12 protein-coding genes are annotated in these 16,669 nt (G+C 56.7%); 10 read left to right on the forward strand and 2 right to left on the reverse strand.

Going from position 1 to position 16,669, the window contains the following annotated elements; genetic code table 11:
* The first annotated feature begins 68 nt into the window (after positions 1–68).
* The 4 genes from COO59_RS08590 (at position 69) to fucO (ending at position 5,676) form a co-directional block, all read left to right on the forward strand.
* The gene (locus COO59_RS08590; RefSeq protein ID WP_409371630.1) at positions 69–1,235 is read left to right on the forward strand and encodes a NapC/NirT family cytochrome c; all 1,167 of its coding nucleotides are present in this window, start codon (positions 69–71) and stop codon (positions 1,233–1,235) included.
* Positions 1,232–3,709 (forward strand): trimethylamine-N-oxide reductase TorA, encoded by a 2,478-nt coding sequence (gene torA / locus COO59_RS08595; protein WP_103059388.1) that lies wholly within the window; start codon positions 1,232–1,234, stop codon positions 3,707–3,709. Before COO59_RS08590 ends, torA begins: the two co-directional genes overlap by 4 nt.
* Before the next feature lie 139 nt (positions 3,710–3,848).
* Positions 3,849–4,298 carry a GNAT family N-acetyltransferase gene (locus tag COO59_RS08600; RefSeq protein WP_103059389.1) on the forward strand — a complete coding sequence of 150 codons (450 nt, stop codon included), beginning with the start codon at positions 3,849–3,851 and terminating at the stop codon, positions 4,296–4,298.
* Positions 4,299–4,527: 229 nt separating this feature from the next.
* On the forward strand, positions 4,528–5,676 hold the full coding sequence (fucO, locus tag COO59_RS08605; RefSeq protein WP_103059390.1) for a lactaldehyde reductase: 1,149 nt from the start codon (positions 4,528–4,530) through the stop codon (positions 5,674–5,676).
* 3 nt (positions 5,677–5,679) lie between these two features.
* Here fucO and apbC read toward each other — a convergent pair whose 3' ends face one another.
* Positions 5,680–6,792 carry an iron-sulfur cluster carrier protein ApbC gene (gene apbC, locus COO59_RS08610; protein WP_103059391.1) on the reverse strand — a complete coding sequence of 371 codons (1,113 nt, stop codon included), beginning with the start codon at positions 6,790–6,792 and terminating at the stop codon, positions 5,680–5,682.
* 213 nt (positions 6,793–7,005) lie between these two features.
* Here apbC and metG point away from each other — a divergent pair, with 213 nt between their 5' ends.
* The 6 genes from metG to sanA all read left to right on the forward strand — a co-directional run bounded on the left by metG (position 7,006) and on the right by sanA (position 14,287).
* Complete coding sequence (gene metG, locus COO59_RS08615) at positions 7,006–9,036, forward strand: methionine--tRNA ligase (protein WP_103059392.1); 2,031 nt, start codon at positions 7,006–7,008, stop codon at positions 9,034–9,036.
* A 451-nt stretch (positions 9,037–9,487) separates the two neighbouring features.
* The gene (locus COO59_RS08620; protein WP_103059393.1) at positions 9,488–9,877 is read left to right on the forward strand and encodes a CidA/LrgA family protein; all 390 of its coding nucleotides are present in this window, start codon (positions 9,488–9,490) and stop codon (positions 9,875–9,877) included.
* Positions 9,870–10,562 (forward strand): CidB/LrgB family autolysis modulator, encoded by a 693-nt coding sequence (locus tag COO59_RS08625; protein WP_103059394.1) that lies wholly within the window; start codon positions 9,870–9,872, stop codon positions 10,560–10,562. Before COO59_RS08620 ends, COO59_RS08625 begins: the two co-directional genes overlap by 8 nt.
* A 128-nt stretch (positions 10,563–10,690) precedes the next feature.
* Positions 10,691–11,581 (forward strand): cytidine deaminase, encoded by an 891-nt coding sequence (gene cdd, locus COO59_RS08630; RefSeq protein WP_103059395.1) that lies wholly within the window; start codon positions 10,691–10,693, stop codon positions 11,579–11,581.
* Positions 11,582–11,733: 152 nt separating this feature from the next.
* Positions 11,734–13,431 carry an NAD-dependent malic enzyme gene (locus COO59_RS08635; RefSeq protein ID WP_103059396.1) on the forward strand — a complete coding sequence of 566 codons (1,698 nt, stop codon included), beginning with the start codon at positions 11,734–11,736 and terminating at the stop codon, positions 13,429–13,431.
* 133 nt (positions 13,432–13,564) lie between these two features.
* The gene (sanA, locus tag COO59_RS08640) at positions 13,565–14,287 is read left to right on the forward strand and encodes an outer membrane permeability protein SanA (protein WP_103059397.1); all 723 of its coding nucleotides are present in this window, start codon (positions 13,565–13,567) and stop codon (positions 14,285–14,287) included.
* 64 nt (positions 14,288–14,351) lie between these two features.
* Here sanA and COO59_RS08645 read toward each other — a convergent pair whose 3' ends face one another.
* On the reverse strand, positions 14,352–16,394 hold the full coding sequence (locus tag COO59_RS08645) for an FUSC family protein (protein WP_103059398.1): 2,043 nt from the start codon (positions 16,392–16,394) through the stop codon (positions 14,352–14,354).
* Between the last annotated feature and the right edge of the window lie 275 nt (positions 16,395–16,669).

Consider the following 16,669-nt stretch of genomic DNA (forward strand, 5'->3'; position numbering starts at 1 on the left):
TAGAGGTATACAAACCTGCTTTTTTTTAACGGGCACGACGTTTAAATAATAATAAACCAGGAGGTTACATGGCGAGGAACAGGCGGTTTTTAAGCTTTGCATGGCTTAAAAGCTGGCGGATTATGGGGCTGTTATTGCTGGGAGCGATAGTCGGCGTTGTGGTATTGGCTGGCAGCGTCACGATAATGCATAAGACCAGCGACAGCGAATTTTGTGTTTCATGCCACAGCATGCAGCGTCCGCTGGCGGAATATCAGGGCAGCATCCACTTTCAAAATCCAGCGGGTATCCGTGCAGAGTGCGCCGACTGCCATGTTCCGCCTCAGCCGGTTGATTATATGCTGACAAAAATGGGCGCGCTGAAGGATGTGGTCGGTGAAATCAGCGGCAAAATCGATAGCGAAGAGAAATATAACGCCCATAAGCTCACCATGGCAGAATCGGTCTGGAAAACCATGAAGGCCAACGATTCAGCCACCTGTCGCAGCTGTCACAGCTTTGACGCAATGGATGTGCTGGCTCAGCGGCCGGAAGCGCGTAAAGCGCATCCCGTGGCAATTCGTGAAGGCCAGACCTGTATCGACTGCCACCGCGGCGTCGCCCATATTCTGCCGGATATGAGCGCCAGCAACGCCAGCGGCGCCACGCAGCTGCTAACCGCCGCCGCCCATACCCCGGCGCAGGCGACCCGGCTATACGCCGTCGCTACCCAGCCTTTCCGCCTCGCCCCCGATTCCGACCAGCCTGACGGCACGCTGTTCCCTTCCAGCGAAATCACCGTGCTACAGCGCGACGGAGAACAGCTGCAGGCGCGCCTTAACGGCTGGCAGCAGCAGGATGTGCCCGGCGCTATCTATGCAGCGCCGGGAAAACGCATTATGAGCGCGGTACTGGCTGATAGCGCGGCAGAGAAAGTCAGCGTACTCAGCACGCAGACCGACAGCGAAACCGGCCAGCAGTGGAATCAGGTTTCACTCACCTTTTGGCTGCCGAAAAAAATCCTGATCGAAGACCAGCAGAAAATCTGGCAGTACGCCGCCGGGCTGATGTCAGCCAACTGTACCGGCTGTCACGGCCTGACCGCGCTGAATCATTTCACAGCGAATCAGTGGATTGGCGTGATGAAAGGGATGGCGCCGCGCACCTCGCTGGATGAGGAGCAGCTGCGCCTGCTGACCCAGTACGCGCAGAAACATGCCAGCGATATGGCGAATACAGAGGAAAGCGAAAAATGAAAAAAAATCTTACCTCCGGCTGGTCCCGCCGACGTTTTTTACAGGCGGGCAGCGGCTTGCTGGCCGCCGGCGCGCTGCATTTCGGCTACAGCAAAACCGCGCTGGCTAAGGCTATCAGCCAGGCGCTGCCGCAGTTTACCGCCCTGCGCCCGGCGCAAAAGGGCATTCTGACCGCCGCGCACTGGGGCGCTTTTGAAGCGATCGTTGAAGAGGGGCGTATGACTGGCGTACAGCCGGTCTCTGACGATCCGGCGCCGAACGAACTGATAACTATGGCTCCCTGGCAGGTTTATGCGCCGAACCGCATCAAAACGCCGATGGTGCGTAAAAGCTGGCTGGAAAACGGGCCCGGCAGCCATCCTGAACGGCGCGGATGCGATGAGTGGGTCGCGGTCAGCTGGGATAAGGCGATCGCGCTGGTTAGCGCGGAAATACAACGCCTGCAGCAAAATTACGGGCCTTCTGCTATTTACGCCGGCTCCTATGGCTGGAAAAGCACCGGTATGCTGCACAACTGCCGCGCCCTGCTGCATCGTCTGATGAACCTGTCCGGCGGCTTTCTCAGCTATAGCGGCGACTATTCTACCGGCGCAGCCCAGGTGATTATGTCGCATGTGGTTGGTTCGATGGAGGTTTATGAGCAGCAAACCAGCTGGCCCAACGTGCTGGAGCACAGCGAACTGGTGATTCTGTGGGGCTGTAATCCCCAAACCACGCTGAAAAACAGCTGGAACGTGCCGGATCACGTGGGCCTGGAGGGTTTTGCCCGGCTGGCAGATAAAGGCGTCAGGGTCATTACCATCGATCCGATTCATCAGCCAGGGGCAAAACAGCTGAACGCCCAGTGGATCGCGCCGCACGCCTATACCGACAGCGCAATGATGCTGGGCATCGCCCACACCTTGCTCAGCGAGCAATTGTACGATGCGGCCTTTCTGCAGCGTTACACCGTCGGTTTCGATCGCTTCCGCGCCAGCCTGCTGGGCGAAGATGACGGCGTGGTGAAAAATGCGGAATGGGCCAGCGGGATCTGCGGCATCGGGGCGGATACCCTTCGTCAGCTGGCGCGTGAAATGGCGCAAAAGCGCACCATGATCATGGCCGGCTGGGGTATTCAACGTCAGCAGCACGGCGAGCAGCCGCACTGGCTGTTGGTTACGCTGGCGGCGATGCTGGGCCAGATTGGTCTGCCGGGCGGCGGTTTCGGCTTTAGTTACCACTACTCTTCCGGCGGCAGCCCGACGGCGCGCGGCGGTATTATTGCCGGCATCAGCGCGGGCGACGCGCCCAAAAACGCACCCGCGCCGATTCCGGTGGCGCGCATCGCAGACTGCCTGGCGAACCCCGGCAAGACGATCCCTTTTAACGGCCGTCAGGTGACCTATCCGGACGTAAAAATGGTCTACGTCGCGGGCGGTAATCCTTTTCATCATCACCAGGACACCAATAATCTGCTGCAGGCGTGGCGGCGGCCGGAAACCATCGTGGTGCAGGAGCCATACTGGACGGCTACCGCTAAGCACGCTGATATTGTGCTGCCCTGCACCACCAGCTATGAACGCAACGATCTGGAGTTGGGCGGCGACTATTCCCAGCTGTATGTTTTCCCGATGCGTCAGTGCGTTGCGCCACAGCATCAGGCACGCAACGACTTTGATATTTTCCGGGCGATAGCGGCGCGCCTCGGCGTAGAGCAGGCCTTTACCGAAGGCCGGGATGAGATGCTGTGGCTGAAAGCGATGTACGACAATATGAAAGGCCAGGCGCGCACCGCAGGCGTGGCGCTGCCGCCGTTCGCTATGTTCTGGCAGTCGAACAGCTATATCCGTTTTCCGATCCCTGAAGCCAATAAACAGTGGGTGCGCTTTGCGGATTTTCGCGCCGACCCGCTGCTTAATCCGCTGGGTACGCCTTCCGGCAAGATTGAAATCTTCTCGCAGCGCATCGCCGCCATGCAGTATCCCGATTGTCCGGGGCTGCCCGGCTGGCTGGTGCCGCAGGAGTGGCACGGCAGCGAACTGGCTGAACGCTGGCCGCTGTCGCTCAACACCGCGCATCCCGCCCTGCGGCTGCATTCACAGCTGGATAATACTCCGCTGCGCGAGAAACATGCCGTCGCCAACCGCGAGGAAATTCTGATCAATCCGCAGGATGCCGCCCGGCGCGAAATTCGCAGCGGCGATCTGGTTCGCGCCTTTAACGCTCGCGGTCAGATTCTGGTCGGCGCGGTGGTTACGGCGGATATTCGTCCCGGCGTAGTGCGTATCAGCGAAGGCGCCTGGTACGATCCCGCCGAGCCTGCCCAGCCCGGCACGCTGTGCCGCAACGGCAATGTGAACTGCCTGACCGTAGATATTGGCACCTCCATGCTGGCGCAGGGCAACTGCGGCCATATGGCGCAGCTGGAGATTGAAAAATATCAGGGCGACGCGCCGCCAAATACCGCGCATGCCATGCCGCCCGGCGTGGTCTGATCGCCTGTTACCCAGCCGCCCCGACGCCGGGGCGGTTGTACCTGACTTCCCTATTCGCTCCCCTGCTCCGTCCTTCTGCCGTTAATCATGCTAATTTTATTAACAGCTGCTGCTTCAGCGCTGAGCATAAGGAGAACTCATGCAGATACGACCTTTTACCGAAGCCGACCGCCCTTTTTTGCGCACGCTATTTCTTGCCTCGCGTCAGGCAAGCTGGACGTGGCTTGATCCCGACGGCTGGCAGCTGGAAGATTTTGATCGGGTGGTATTAGGCGAAAAGGTACTGGTTGCCGAAGAGCATGGCCACCGGCTGGGTTTTGCCGCCTGGCTGGAAAACGACAATTTTCTGCACAGCCTGTTTATCGATCCGCAGTATCAGGGGCGCGGCGTCGGCAGTGCGCTGCTGCAGGCGATACAGGAGCGTTTTACTTCTACCGGCGCGTTAAAGTGTCTGCTGGCGAATAAGCACGCCCGGCAATTTTATCTGCATCACGGCTGGCAAATCGTTTCTGAAGGCGAAAGCGAACAGGGGCGCTACGTGCTAATGCATTATCAAAAAGCGGCGACGCTGCGCAGAGCAGGAAACTAAATTTAACTTATTGATAATATTCAATTAATTTGTTTAACAAGCGAAAAGCGTGAGCTTTCAGGGCCGTTTCTTACTGTCAATGCCAGCGTGTCTGAACCGGTGGCCGTAGCGGGAAGGTTTCCCCAGGCTCGCCCCGCTAGTTTTATCTCTATCAGTCGTATGACGCATTTCAGACCGTCGCGCCGGGCGTTCCGGCGCAGGCAGGTTTTAGATATTAATGGAGATAAACATGAGCTTTCAACTGGCATTACCGGGCATCAGCCTGCACGGCTATGAGGCGATTGCCGATATGGCGCGGCTGCTGGCGCAAAAAAACTGGGGCAAGGCATTGATTGTTACCGATGCGCAGCTGGCCGGGCTGGGTTTAACCCGCAGCCTGACCGAAAGCCTGCAGCAACAGGCTATTCCTTACGCCCTGTTTACCGGCGTAGCGCCGAATCCTACCGAAGAGCAGGTGCAGGCCGGCATTGCCGCCTTTCATGCGCAGCAGTGCGATTTTCTGATCGCTTTTGGCGGCGGCAGCCCGATTGATACCGCCAAAGCGATTAAAATCCTTACCGCCAATCCGGGCCGGTCGGTGGATTACGCGGGCGTCGGCAAGGTGCGCCAGCCCGGCGTGCCGCTGGTCGCGATTAATACCACCGCCGGCACCGCTGCCGAAGCCACCAGCAACGCGGTGATCACCGACAGCGCCCGCCAGATTAAGCAGGTGATTATCGACAGCCACCTGATCCCCGATATTGCCGTTGACGATCCGGCGGTTATGCTGGGTATTCCGCCCGATATCACGGCGGCAACCGGTATGGATGCGCTGACGCACGCGCTGGAAGCTTATGTTTCTCTGGGCGCGCATGTGCTGACCGATCCCTCAGCGCTGGAGGCGATCGCGCTGATCCGCCGCTGGCTGCCGGTTGCGGTTGCAGAAGGTCAGAATCGTGAGGCGCGGGAGATGATGGCCTGTGCGCAATATCTGGCGGGCATGGCCTTTAACAGCGCGGGGTTAGGTCTGGTGCATGCGCTGGCGCATCAGCCGGGCGCCACCCACGATCTTCCGCACGGCGTCTGCAATGCGATTCTGCTGCCGGTGGTGGCGGCATTTAACCGCTCCGCCAGCGTGGCCCGCTTCGCCCGCATCGCCGCTGCGCTGGGCGTCGATACTTCCGCAATGGACGACGAGGCCGCCAGCCACGCCGCGATTCAGGCGCTGCGCCAGCTTGCCGGACAGGTCGGGATCCCTTCCGGCTTTCGCCAGTTAGGTATTAAGGAGAGCGATATTGAGGGCTGGCTGGATAAGGCGCTGGCCGATCCCTGCGCGCCAGCCAATCCCCGTACCGCTACGCGTGAGCAGGTACGGGAACTCTATCTACAGGCGCTGTAAAGGTTACAGGGCGCGGAAGGCGATTTCGCCAGGGATAATCTCTCCCTGCCAGTAAAGCTCAGCCGCCACCGCGCCCGCCAGCTGGCGATAAGTCTCGGCGAACTCACTGTCCGGGCGGCGAATGACCGTGGGCTGGCCGGCATCGAGATCTTCACGCAGCGTAATATGCAGCGGCAGCTGGCCCAGCAGACGGGTATGATATTTTTCCGCCAGCATCTCCGCCCCGCCGCTGCCGAAAATCGCTTCGTGATGGCCGCAGTTGCTGCAAATATGCATGCTCATGTTTTCCACCACGCCCAGCACCGGCACTTCGACCTTTTCAAACATGACGATCCCTTTGCGCGCATCGATCAACGCGACATCCTGCGGCGTCGTCACCACCAGCGCGCCGGTTACCGGAACGTTTTGCGCCAGCGTCAGCTGAATATCGCCGGTGCCCGGCGGCATATCCAGAATCAGGTAATCCAGCTCCGGCCACAGCGTTTCATTAAGCAGCTGCATCAGCGCCTTGCTGGCCATCGGGCCGCGCCACACCATCGCGTTATCTTCGGTAACCAGATAGCCAATCGAGTTAGTGGCCAGGCCATGCACCATAATCGGCGCCATATGCTTGCCGTCCGGCGAAGAGGGGCGCTGATCTTCGGTTCCCAGCATGGTCGGCACCGATGGGCCATAAATATCGGCATCCAGAATCCCGACTCTGGCGCCCTCAGCTGCCAGCGCCAGCGCCATATTTACCGCGGTGCTGGATTTTCCGACGCCGCCTTTACCTGAGCTAACGGCAATAATATTTTTCACGCCGCTAACGCCCGGCTGGTTTTTTACGCGCTTCAGGGTGGCGATATCGTGGCTTAACCGCCAGTCAATCGCCTGCGCGCCGGTAATACGCAGCAGGTCGGCGCTGGTTTGTTCTTTTAACGCGGCAAATCCGCTGCCCCAGGCAAACGGCATTTTAATTTCAATATGCAGCCTGTCGTCCATTAACGCGACATGGTGCAGCGCCTTCAGCGCGGTGAGGTTATGCTTCAGCGTCGGATGTTCAAAAGTGGTCAATACGCCGGCGGTCATGGCGCGCAGCGTGTCGGGCGAAAAAGCCCCGTGGGATTGTAAACTCATCCCTTCTCCTTGTGGTTCAGGTTATTTTATGTCCGGTCTGCCGCCTGTCCCGATAACGAACGCTTCCCGGCCATAAGTTGATGTTTCTAAGCATACCAGAAGCCCGTCCAAATCGTATTTGTCTGTCAATGCGCGAAATCCGTTTGTTTACGTCAGGTCGGGCTTTCGGTTACCATCTAAGGCCCTTTTTAACCAAAAGAAATAAGTCCCGCTATGACTCAAGTCGCGAAAAAAATAATGGTAACGTGCGCTCTGCCGTACGCTAATGGCCCCATCCATCTCGGCCATATGCTGGAGCACATTCAGGCTGATATTTGGGTCCGTTACCAGCGAATGCGCGGCAATCAGGTTTGGTTCATTTGTGCCGACGACGCGCATGGCACTCCGATTATGCTGAAAGCGCAGCAGATGGGAATAACGCCTGAGCAGATGATTACTGAGATGAGTCAGGCGCATCAGAAAGATTTCGCTGGCTTTAACATCAGCTACGATAACTATCATTCTACGCACAGCGATGAGAACCGCGAGTTATCGGAGCTTATCTATACCCGTTTAAAAGAGAACGGGTTTATTAAAAACCGCACCATTTCACAGCTGTTCGATCCGGAAAAAGGCATGTTCCTGCCGGATCGCTTTGTCAAAGGCAGCTGTCCGAAGTGTAAAGCGCCGGACCAGTACGGCGATAACTGCGAAGTTTGCGGCTCGACCTATAGCCCGACCGAACTGATCGATCCGAAATCGGTGGTTTCCGGCGCGACGCCGGTGATGCGCGATTCTGAGCATTTCTTCTTCGATCTGCCCTCCTTCAGCGAGATGCTGCAGGCCTGGACCCGCTCCGGCGCGCTGCAGGAGCAGGTCGCGAATAAAATGCAGGAATGGTTTGAATCTGGCCTGCAGCAGTGGGACATCTCCCGCGATGCGCCCTACTTCGGCTTTGAAATTCCGGGCGCGCCGGGCAAATATTTCTACGTCTGGCTGGATGCGCCCATCGGCTATATGGGCTCGTTCAAAAACCTGTGCGATAAGCGCAGCGACCTGGACTTTGACGAGTACTGGCAGAAAGATTCCACCACCGAGCTGTATCACTTTATCGGTAAGGATATTGTTTACTTCCACAGCCTGTTCTGGCCGGCAATGCTGGAAGGCAGCAATTTCCGCAAGCCGAACAATCTGTTTGTTCACGGCTACGTGACGGTAAACGGCGCCAAGATGTCCAAATCGCGCGGCACCTTTATTAAGGCCAGCACCTGGCTTGAGCATCTGGATGCCGACAGCCTGCGCTATTACTACGCGGCCAAGCTCTCTTCACGCATCGATGATATTGACCTTAACCTGGAGGATTTCGTCCAGCGCGTTAATGCCGATATTGTCAATAAAGTGGTTAACCTGGCTTCGCGCAACGCTGGCTTTATCGCCAAACGTTTCAACGGCAAACTGGCGGACCATCTGGCCGATCCGGCGCTGTATAAAACCTTTACCGATGCCGCTGAAAGCATTGGCAACGCCTGGCTCAGCCGCGAATATGGTCGTGCGATCCGTGAAATCATGGCGCTGGCGGACGTGGCTAACCGCTATGTTGATGAGCAGGCGCCGTGGGTGGTGGCGAAGCAGGAAGGCCGCGATGCCGATCTGCAGGCGATCTGCACCATGGGCATTAACCTGTTCCGCGTGCTGATGACCTGGCTGAAGCCGGTTCTGCCCTCCTTAAGCGAGCGCGTGGAAGCCTTCCTGAAAACCGAGCTGCAGTGGGATGCGATCGCGACTCCGCTGCTGGATCATGAGGTCGCTCCGTTTAAAGCGCTCTACAGCCGTATTGAGATGCCGAAGATTAACGGGCTGATCGAAGCATCGAAAGAAGATGCCGCTGCCGCAGCAAAACCGGCGGCAACCGGCCCGCTGGCGGACGATCCGATCGCGGATACCATTACCATCGACGACTTTGCCAAAGTGGATATGCGCGTGGCGCTGATCAAAACCGCCGAGCTGGTTGAAGGTTCCGATAAGCTGCTGCGTCTGGAGCTGGATTTGGGCGGCGAAACGCGTCAGATCTTCTCAGGTATCCGCGCCGCTTACCCGGACCCGTCGGTGCTGGTTGGCCGCCATACCATTGTCGTTGCTAACCTGGCGCCGCGCAAAATGCGCTTTGGCGTATCGGAAGGCATGGTGCTGTCAGCAGGCCCCGGCGGTAAAGATCTGTTTATCCTCGGCGCGGACGGCGCACAGCCTGGTATGCCGGTAAAATAAGCCCGATGTCCGCTCCCCGCTATGGGGAGCGTTAACGGCTATTGATGCCCGCTCCTCATTTCGGGGCGCGTGGGGCGCGTTAAAAGCCACGTCAGGTGTCTGCGCCGGGCGTCCCGGCCGATCGTAAAGACGCAAAAAACGTCATCCCTGACAGCTCGGCCCGCGCCTTCCGTGGCGCGGGACGCTTTACTCTTCTGCCGGGACGCCCGTCGCCCTGACATGGTTGCTCGTTTGTAGGAACTCCCGTTACAGGCATAGTTGCTCGTTTGCCGGAATTACCGTCGCCCTGATATGGTTGGTCGTTGGCCAGAAGTACCGTCGCAGGCACCTTGCTCCTCTTTTAAGGTTCCGCGGTTTGGTGAGTTTTTTTTGCCCTGGCGGATAAATGTGACCGGTAGCACGAATAGGGGTTTCAGCGTATGATTATTGGCGCTAACCACAGGAGTCTGCCATGTCTGTCGTGCTGTCTGCCTGCTGGCGCTATCTGCGCGCCTTCATCATTATTTATCTTTGTCTCTATGCCGGTATCGGCATCTCATCCCTGCTGCCCATCGTGATCCCCGGCAGTATTATCGGGATGCTGATCCTCTTTCTGCTGCTGGGATTTCAAATTGTCCCGGTGAAGTGGGTTAAGCCTGGCTGTTACCTGATCATCCGCTACATGGCGCTGCTGTTTGTGCCGATCAGCGTCGGCGTCATGAACTACACCGATATTCTCATCGCCCAGTTCGGGCCTGTCATGGTTTCCTGCGTAGTCAGCACTATGCTGGTATTAACCATCGTCGGCTACAGCTCGCATCGCCTGCACAGCAAGCCCATCGTTGGGGAAAAAAATGAGTGATATGTGGTGGTCGCTGCCGCTGACGCTGGCGGTGTTTTTTTCCGCCCGCTGGCTGGCGGCGCGGGTAAAAATTTCGCTGTTTAATCCGCTGCTGATCTCAATGGCGGTGATTATTCCTCTGCTGCTGCTGATCAATATGCCCTACGCGCGTTACTTTCGGGGCAGCGAAATCCTGAATAGCCTGTTACAGCCTTCGGTCGTCGCGCTGGCGCTGCCGCTGTATGAACAAATACATCAGATTCGTGCCCGCTGGAAATCGATTATCGGCGTCTGCTTTATCGGCAGCATAACCGCTATGGTTTCCGGCACCGCTATCGCCCTGTGGCTTGGCGCAACGCCGGAAATTGCCGCCACCATTATGCCGAAATCGGTCACCACGCCGATTGCAATGGCGGTTTCCGCCTCGCTGCATGGAATCCCGGCGATTAGCGCTATCTGCGTGCTGATAGCGGGCGTACTGGGCGCGGTATTCGGCCATATGCTGCTTAATCTGCTGCGGATTAAAACCAAAGCCGCACGCGGACTGGCGATCGGCAGCGCTTCGCACGCGCTTGGCACGGCGCGCTGCGCCGAAATGGACTATCAGGAAGGCGCGTTCAGTTCGCTGGCGCTGGTGATCTGCGGCATCATCACCTCGCTGCTGGCGCCGTTTCTTTTTCCGGTGCTGCTGGCCCTTTTGGGTTAAAAGTTGCGAGAGATCGCGCAAATTATAATTTCATTTCATACATTGCATTGCCATAGCGACACAGATCACATATAACCCCTTGTCGGTGCTTTACAATTTGGGTTACCCCCTTTTATAAGAGTCATGCAATGCATCCACGTTTTCGTCCGGCCTTTGCCGACTTAGCGGCTGAACTCCAGGCCGCGCTTCTTCCCATCCTTGACGCTGAAGATTTTGCCGCCTTTTTTACGCCCGACCAGGTCAACGATTTGTGTCGGCAGAGCGGAATGGACGCTGACGCCTTAGCGCTGGCGCTGCTGCCGCTGGCTGCCGCCTGCGCCGTTACGCCGCTGTCGCGGTTTAACGTGGGTGCCGTCGCGCGCGGCAATAGCGGACGCTGGTATTTCGGCGCCAATATGGAATTTAGCGGCGCCACGATGCAGCAGACGGTACATGCTGAACAGAGCGCGGTCGCCCATGCCTGGCTGCGTGGCGAAAGCGGCCTGCAAATCATCACGGTGAACTATACGCCCTGCGGCCACTGCCGCCAGTTTATGAACGAGCTGAACAGCGGCACGGCGCTGCGCATCAGTTTGCCTGGCCGTCCGGTCGCGACGCTGGCCGACTATCTGCCGGACGCCTTTGGCCCACGCGATTTGCATATTACCACGCTGGTAATGGATGAGGTTGACCACGGCTATGCGCCAACGGGCGACGCGTTGGCTCAGGCAGCCATCGCGGCGGCCAACCGCAGCCATGCGCCCTACAGCCAGGCGCATAGCGGCGTCGCGCTGGAAAGCGCCAGCGGCGCGATTTATCACGGCGGCTATATCGAAAATGCGGCCTTTAACCCCAGCCTGCCTCCGCTGCAGGCGGCGCTGATCCTGCTGAATATGCATGGCGAAAGCTGCCAGCAGATCGTCCGCGCCGTGCTGGCGGAACATCCCGATGCGCAACTACGGCAGCAGCCCGCTACCGCCGCCACCCTCCAGGCGCTGGGCTGCGGTACTTTACACGCCGTTACGCTACAAAAAGCGTAACGCCTGGCGAAAAGTGTCAGCTTTTGTTATCGAAAGTTAACAAAAGCTGTACTTCTGCGTGAATTTTCTTAGGATCGTGGCACCCCTTATCATCATAAAAATACTGGCCACTTCCCCAAAGAGAACGTGCCAGAAACCGGAGCAAACACCGCATGGAACTCGATTACGAGAGTAAACGTCCGCTTTATATCCCCTACGCTGGTCCGATTCTGCTGGAATTTCCCCTACTGAACAAAGGCAGCGCCTTTACTATCGAAGAGCGCAACGACTTTAACCTCAACGGCCTGCTGCCGGAAACCGTGGAAACCATTGAGGAACAGGCGAAGCGTGCCTGGCGTCAGTTCCAGGATTTTAAAAACAATAACGATAAGCACGTCTACCTGCGCAATATTCAGGACACCAACGAAACGCTGTTCTATCGCCTGCTCGACAATCATCTGGAAGAGATGATGCCGATTATTTACACCCCGACGGTCGGCGCCGCCTGCGAACATTTCTCGGAAATCTATCGGCGCGCCCGCGGTCTGTTTATCTCTTATCCCAACCGCGCCAGCATTGAAGATATGCTGCAGAACGCCACCAAGCAGAACGTGAAAGTGATTGTGGTAACCGACGGCGAACGTATTCTCGGCCTCGGCGATCAGGGCATCGGCGGCATGGGGATCCCTATCGGCAAGCTGTCGCTGTATACCGCCTGCGGTGGTATTAGTCCGGCCTACACCCTGCCGGTAGTGCTGGATGTCGGCACCAACAATCAGCAGCTGCTGAACGATCCGCTCTATATGGGCTGGCGTCATCCGCGTATTACCGGCGAAGAGTATGATCGCTTTGTCGATGAGTTTATCCAGGCGGTACGCAGCCGCTGGCCGAACGTGCTGCTGCAGTTTGAAGATTTCGCGCAGAAAAATGCCATGCCGCTGCTGGAACGCTATCGCGATCAGCTGTGCTGCTTTAATGATGATATTCAGGGCACCGCCGCGGTCACGCTTGGCACGCTGATCGCCGCCAGCCGCGCGGCCGGCAACCGCCTGTGCGATCAAAACGTGGTGTTCCTCGGCGCGGGCTCTGCGGGCTGCGGCATCGCCGAACAGATTATCGCCCAGATGAAATCGGAAGGCTTAAGCGATGAAGAGGCGCGCGCCAAAGTCTTTATGGTTGACCGCTTCGGCCTGCTGACCGATAAACTGCCGAACCTGCTCGGCTTCCAGAGCAAACTGGTGCAGAAAAGCGAACGCCTCAGCGACTGGAATCTGCCCAGCGACGCTATCTCGCTGATGGACGTGGTGCGCAATGCCAAACCGGATATTTTGATTGGCGTATCGGGCCAGCCGGGCCTGTTCAGCGAAGAGATTATCCGCGAGATGCATCAGCACTGCGCGCGTCCGATCGTGATGCCGCTTTCCAACCCAACGTCGCGGGTGGAGGCCACTCCGGCCGATCTTATCAGCTGGACCGACGGCGCGGCGCTGGTCGCTACCGGCAGCCCTTTTGCACCGGTCACCTGGCAGGGCAAAACCTATTCGATTGCCCAGTGCAATAACTCCTATATTTTCCCAGGCATAGGTCTGGGCGTGATCGCCTCCGGCGCTACGCGCGTGACCGACAGCATGCTGATGGCGGCCAGCCGCGCGCTGGCGGACTGCTCGCCGCTGGTGAACGAAGGCGAAGGCCCGGTACTGCCGGAAATTAAAGATATTCAGGGCGTATCGAAAGTGATCGCTATGGCGGTCGGCAAGGCGGCGCAGCTGGCGGGCGTTGCGGTTGTCTCTTCGGAAGATGTGCTGTCCAAGGCTATCGCCAATAACTTCTGGCTGCCGCAGTATCGCAACTATCGTCGTACCTCCATCTAAGTGACGGTCTCCGCCCGCTCAGCGGCGGAGATTGCTTAAAAAAGCCGCGCCCGACCGGCGCGCGCTTGCTTCACGTTAGCGCCTCAAGTAGCCTTGAAGCATTCTTTCCGCCCCATCCTGAGCTACGCCGAACATGTTGAAACGCATGACATATGGTCTGATTATCATCCTGCTGTTGATGATCCTGACCGCGCTCGGCCTCGATCGCTGGATTGCCTGGAAAACGGCCCCGTGGGTTTATGACGATCTGACCTCGCTGCCGCATCGTCAGGTGGGCGTGGTGCTGGGCACCGCCAAATATTATCGTACCGGCGTACTGAATCAATATTACTACTATCGCATCCAGGGCGCGCTCAACGCCTATAACAGCGGCAAGGTCAATTATCTGCTGCTGAGCGGCGATAACGCACTGCAGAGCTATAACGAGCCGATGACTATGCGTCGCGATCTGATCGCCGCCGGGGTCAATCCTGCCGATATTGTGCTGGACTATGCCGGTTTTCGTACCCTCGATTCGATTGTGCGCACCCGCAAGGTTTTTGATACTAACGATTTTATTATTATTACCCAACGCTTCCACTGCGAACGCGCGCTGTTTATCGCTCTGCATATGGGGATTCAGGCGCAGTGCTACGCCGTGCCTTCGCCGAAAAATATGCTGACGGTACGCGCGCGTGAGGTGGCCGCCCGTCTTGGTGCGCTGGCCGACCTGTATATTATGAAGCGTGAGCCGCGCTTTCTTGGCCCGCTGGTGCCGATCCCGGCGGTGCATGAAGTACCGCAGGGCGCGCAAAGCTATCCGGCGGTCACGCCGGAACAGCTGTTGGAGCTGGAGCAAAAGCGGCAGAAGAAGTAACGGCTATGCTTTCATCACCTCGCCGCCAGCGGGCCTCTGCCGCAGGTGCAGGTGCAGGTCAATATCAGAGCCAGCGCTGGTGTGGATACAGCGAGACGCGAATATTGAACACATGCACCATAGCGGCAAAGATGGCTGGATTACTGAGGGAAAGCTTTTCCAGCTTTACCAGCAGTTCGTTAAGCTCATGCAGTAAATCCTGATGCGGGCGGGTGTGTAAAACTTTCATTTTCCGCCGCAGATACAGACTCAGCTCATGAAACATCTGGCCGCTGTCAATCTGATGCAGCTGTAGCTCGCTGTGGTAACGCGCATAAAAGTCATAGCAGTTGGCGCCAATCCATGTTTCAGCGATCAGATCGCCGCCCGCGGTCAGTTCAGCATCGGGATCGAGGCGTTTACGCGGCAGAATGACGTTAACCCTGTCCAGCATACGAATAATAAAATGCTGGCGCATCAGCAGAGAGGACGAATTTCGTTCCACTGCTTTAATAAACCCCAGCAAATCCCTTACGCCCATTGAAACCGCGCGTCGGGCTATCCACGACGGCCGCTTATTTCTGATAATGGCAGAGAGAGCCACAGCGATAATGATTCCGGTCAGGGTGGAAACGCCCGCGTTCAGCGTCACAATCAGGTTCGGCACATAGTGATGGCTGAGTCCGATAAAACCAGGCAGCTGAATGGCCACGCTGAGCCCGATCAGGTTGGTTGAGGGCCTCGCCAGCACCAGGCCGAGCATAAACAGTCCGGGAAACAAACACATTATCAGCGCCTGCAGCGTATTGGCCTGCGGTATCAGCACCGCGATATAAAACAGGCTGATAAGCAACGCAATCACCACGCCTTTAATAAATCGCCGCATGGGGGTTACCGGCGAATCAATACTGGCAAAAAAAGAGCTGGTGATAGCCGCCATGAGCGGCGCATTCGCGCCGTCAGCCCAACCGCTTCCTATCCAGAAAAGAGAGGAAAGGAAGGTCGCCATAAACGCGGTAAGCGCCGAAAGAAGCAATAGCCCCCGGTCGGTATGCCGGACATTGCCGCTACTTTTCGACAAAACGGTATCGCTGCTGCTGTAAAGATCGGCGGCGCGGGCGTTCACATTGTGCCAGGCGTCGCTAATACGGACAAAATTAGCCAGCCTCTCCAGCAGGCCGGTGAATAATAAAATCTCTTCCGTGGTAATTTTTCCCTCACGCCACGCTTTCTGAAGCGATGTCTGGCTTTCTGTCAGCTGATGCTGGATAACCTCGGTATTCCGGGCGACATCAAAATTAAGCCATAAAAGAAAGTGCTGAAAAACATCGGTGACAGCCTGCGGAAACGGAATGTTCAAATCGGCCAGCAGGCTGAGCCGTGTTTCAATGGCGGTCAGCGTCGGCAACAGATAGGTCAGGTGCTTGTACTGGACGCTGACCAGCCTGATAACATTGCGCGCGGCTTCGCCTTCGTAGATACAGTGGGTCAGAAGGGTTTCAACATTCAGCGGGTAGTTCGCCATCCCAATAAGAATATCTTCCCGCTCAGGCGAATTTCGTCCGGCCGTATGGGTAATTAAATCATTGCAGAGTTTTTGCGCAGTTTTATACCAGTTGCTAACGCTCTGACTTAACAGATGATACATCGGCACAGGCAGTATCAGCCGGTGAATAAGCGAGCTACAGATGAGTCCCAGGGTAATTTCTTCTATGCGGGAGATAACCGTCCAGGTAAGGGCATAAGGCGAGCTGACCGCAGGAAACCCCATGATTGCCGCGCTGTATCCGGCCAGCATAAATATATAGCTTTTCGGCGTACGGTCTTTAAGCGAGAGATACAGACAGACGGATACCCATAAAGAGACGCTAAAACTGAAAAATAGCGGAGACTGCACCGTTTCGGGATAGATCAGTAAAATAAAAAATCCGCCAAGCAGCGTTCCCAACAGGCGGAATATCGATTTTGACAGCGTGGAGGCTGCATATAACTGCGAAGTGACATAAACCGTTGTCACTGCCCAGGCTGGTTTTTCAAAGTTAAGGAGAAGCGCAATCGTTAAAGCCAGAAACGCGGCGAGAGAAGTTTTGCAAGAAAACAAAACCGCGCTTTTTGTGAACCACTTCATTTATGGGGTAAGTACCGTAGCACAAGTATGTGTCGCCTATTCTGGCAAATGGCATAAAAACTTACTCTTACTAAAAATATACAAATTGTTTCCACTCTGGTTTTAATTTTTTAATTGCATTAAAACATCTTTATTTTTCAACGCGTTTTACTTAACCAAAATAGTTATTATTCCTTATGTATTTCCTGGCGAGCTAGCGGCTTAAAAAAACCAGCTGCTGGTATTTATCGCATCGCAGACTGAGCTGAAAATCACGTCATGTGAAAAAAGTTAAC

The organism is Mixta theicola (assembly GCF_002895925.1).
GTDB lineage: Bacteria > Pseudomonadota > Gammaproteobacteria > Enterobacterales > Enterobacteriaceae > Mixta > Mixta theicola.

Coding starts and splice junctions, on each gene's coding strand:
- COO59_RS08590 (WP_409371630.1), top strand. CDS start 69: ATGGCGAGGAACAGGCGGTTTTTAAGCTTTGCATGGCTTAAAAGCTGG.
- torA (WP_103059388.1), top strand. CDS start 1,232: ATGAAAAAAAATCTTACCTCCGGCTGGTCCCGCCGACGTTTTTTACAG.
- COO59_RS08600 (WP_103059389.1), top strand. CDS start 3,849: ATGCAGATACGACCTTTTACCGAAGCCGACCGCCCTTTTTTGCGCACG.
- fucO (WP_103059390.1), top strand. CDS start 4,528: ATGAGCTTTCAACTGGCATTACCGGGCATCAGCCTGCACGGCTATGAG.
- apbC (WP_103059391.1), bottom strand. CDS start 6,792: ATGAGTTTACAATCCCACGGGGCTTTTTCGCCCGACACGCTGCGCGCC.
- metG (WP_103059392.1), top strand. CDS start 7,006: ATGACTCAAGTCGCGAAAAAAATAATGGTAACGTGCGCTCTGCCGTAC.
- COO59_RS08620 (WP_103059393.1), top strand. CDS start 9,488: ATGTCTGTCGTGCTGTCTGCCTGCTGGCGCTATCTGCGCGCCTTCATC.
- COO59_RS08625 (WP_103059394.1), top strand. CDS start 9,870: ATGAGTGATATGTGGTGGTCGCTGCCGCTGACGCTGGCGGTGTTTTTT.
- cdd (WP_103059395.1), top strand. CDS start 10,691: ATGCATCCACGTTTTCGTCCGGCCTTTGCCGACTTAGCGGCTGAACTC.
- COO59_RS08635 (WP_103059396.1), top strand. CDS start 11,734: ATGGAACTCGATTACGAGAGTAAACGTCCGCTTTATATCCCCTACGCT.
- sanA (WP_103059397.1), top strand. CDS start 13,565: ATGTTGAAACGCATGACATATGGTCTGATTATCATCCTGCTGTTGATG.
- COO59_RS08645 (WP_103059398.1), bottom strand. CDS start 16,394: ATGAAGTGGTTCACAAAAAGCGCGGTTTTGTTTTCTTGCAAAACTTCT.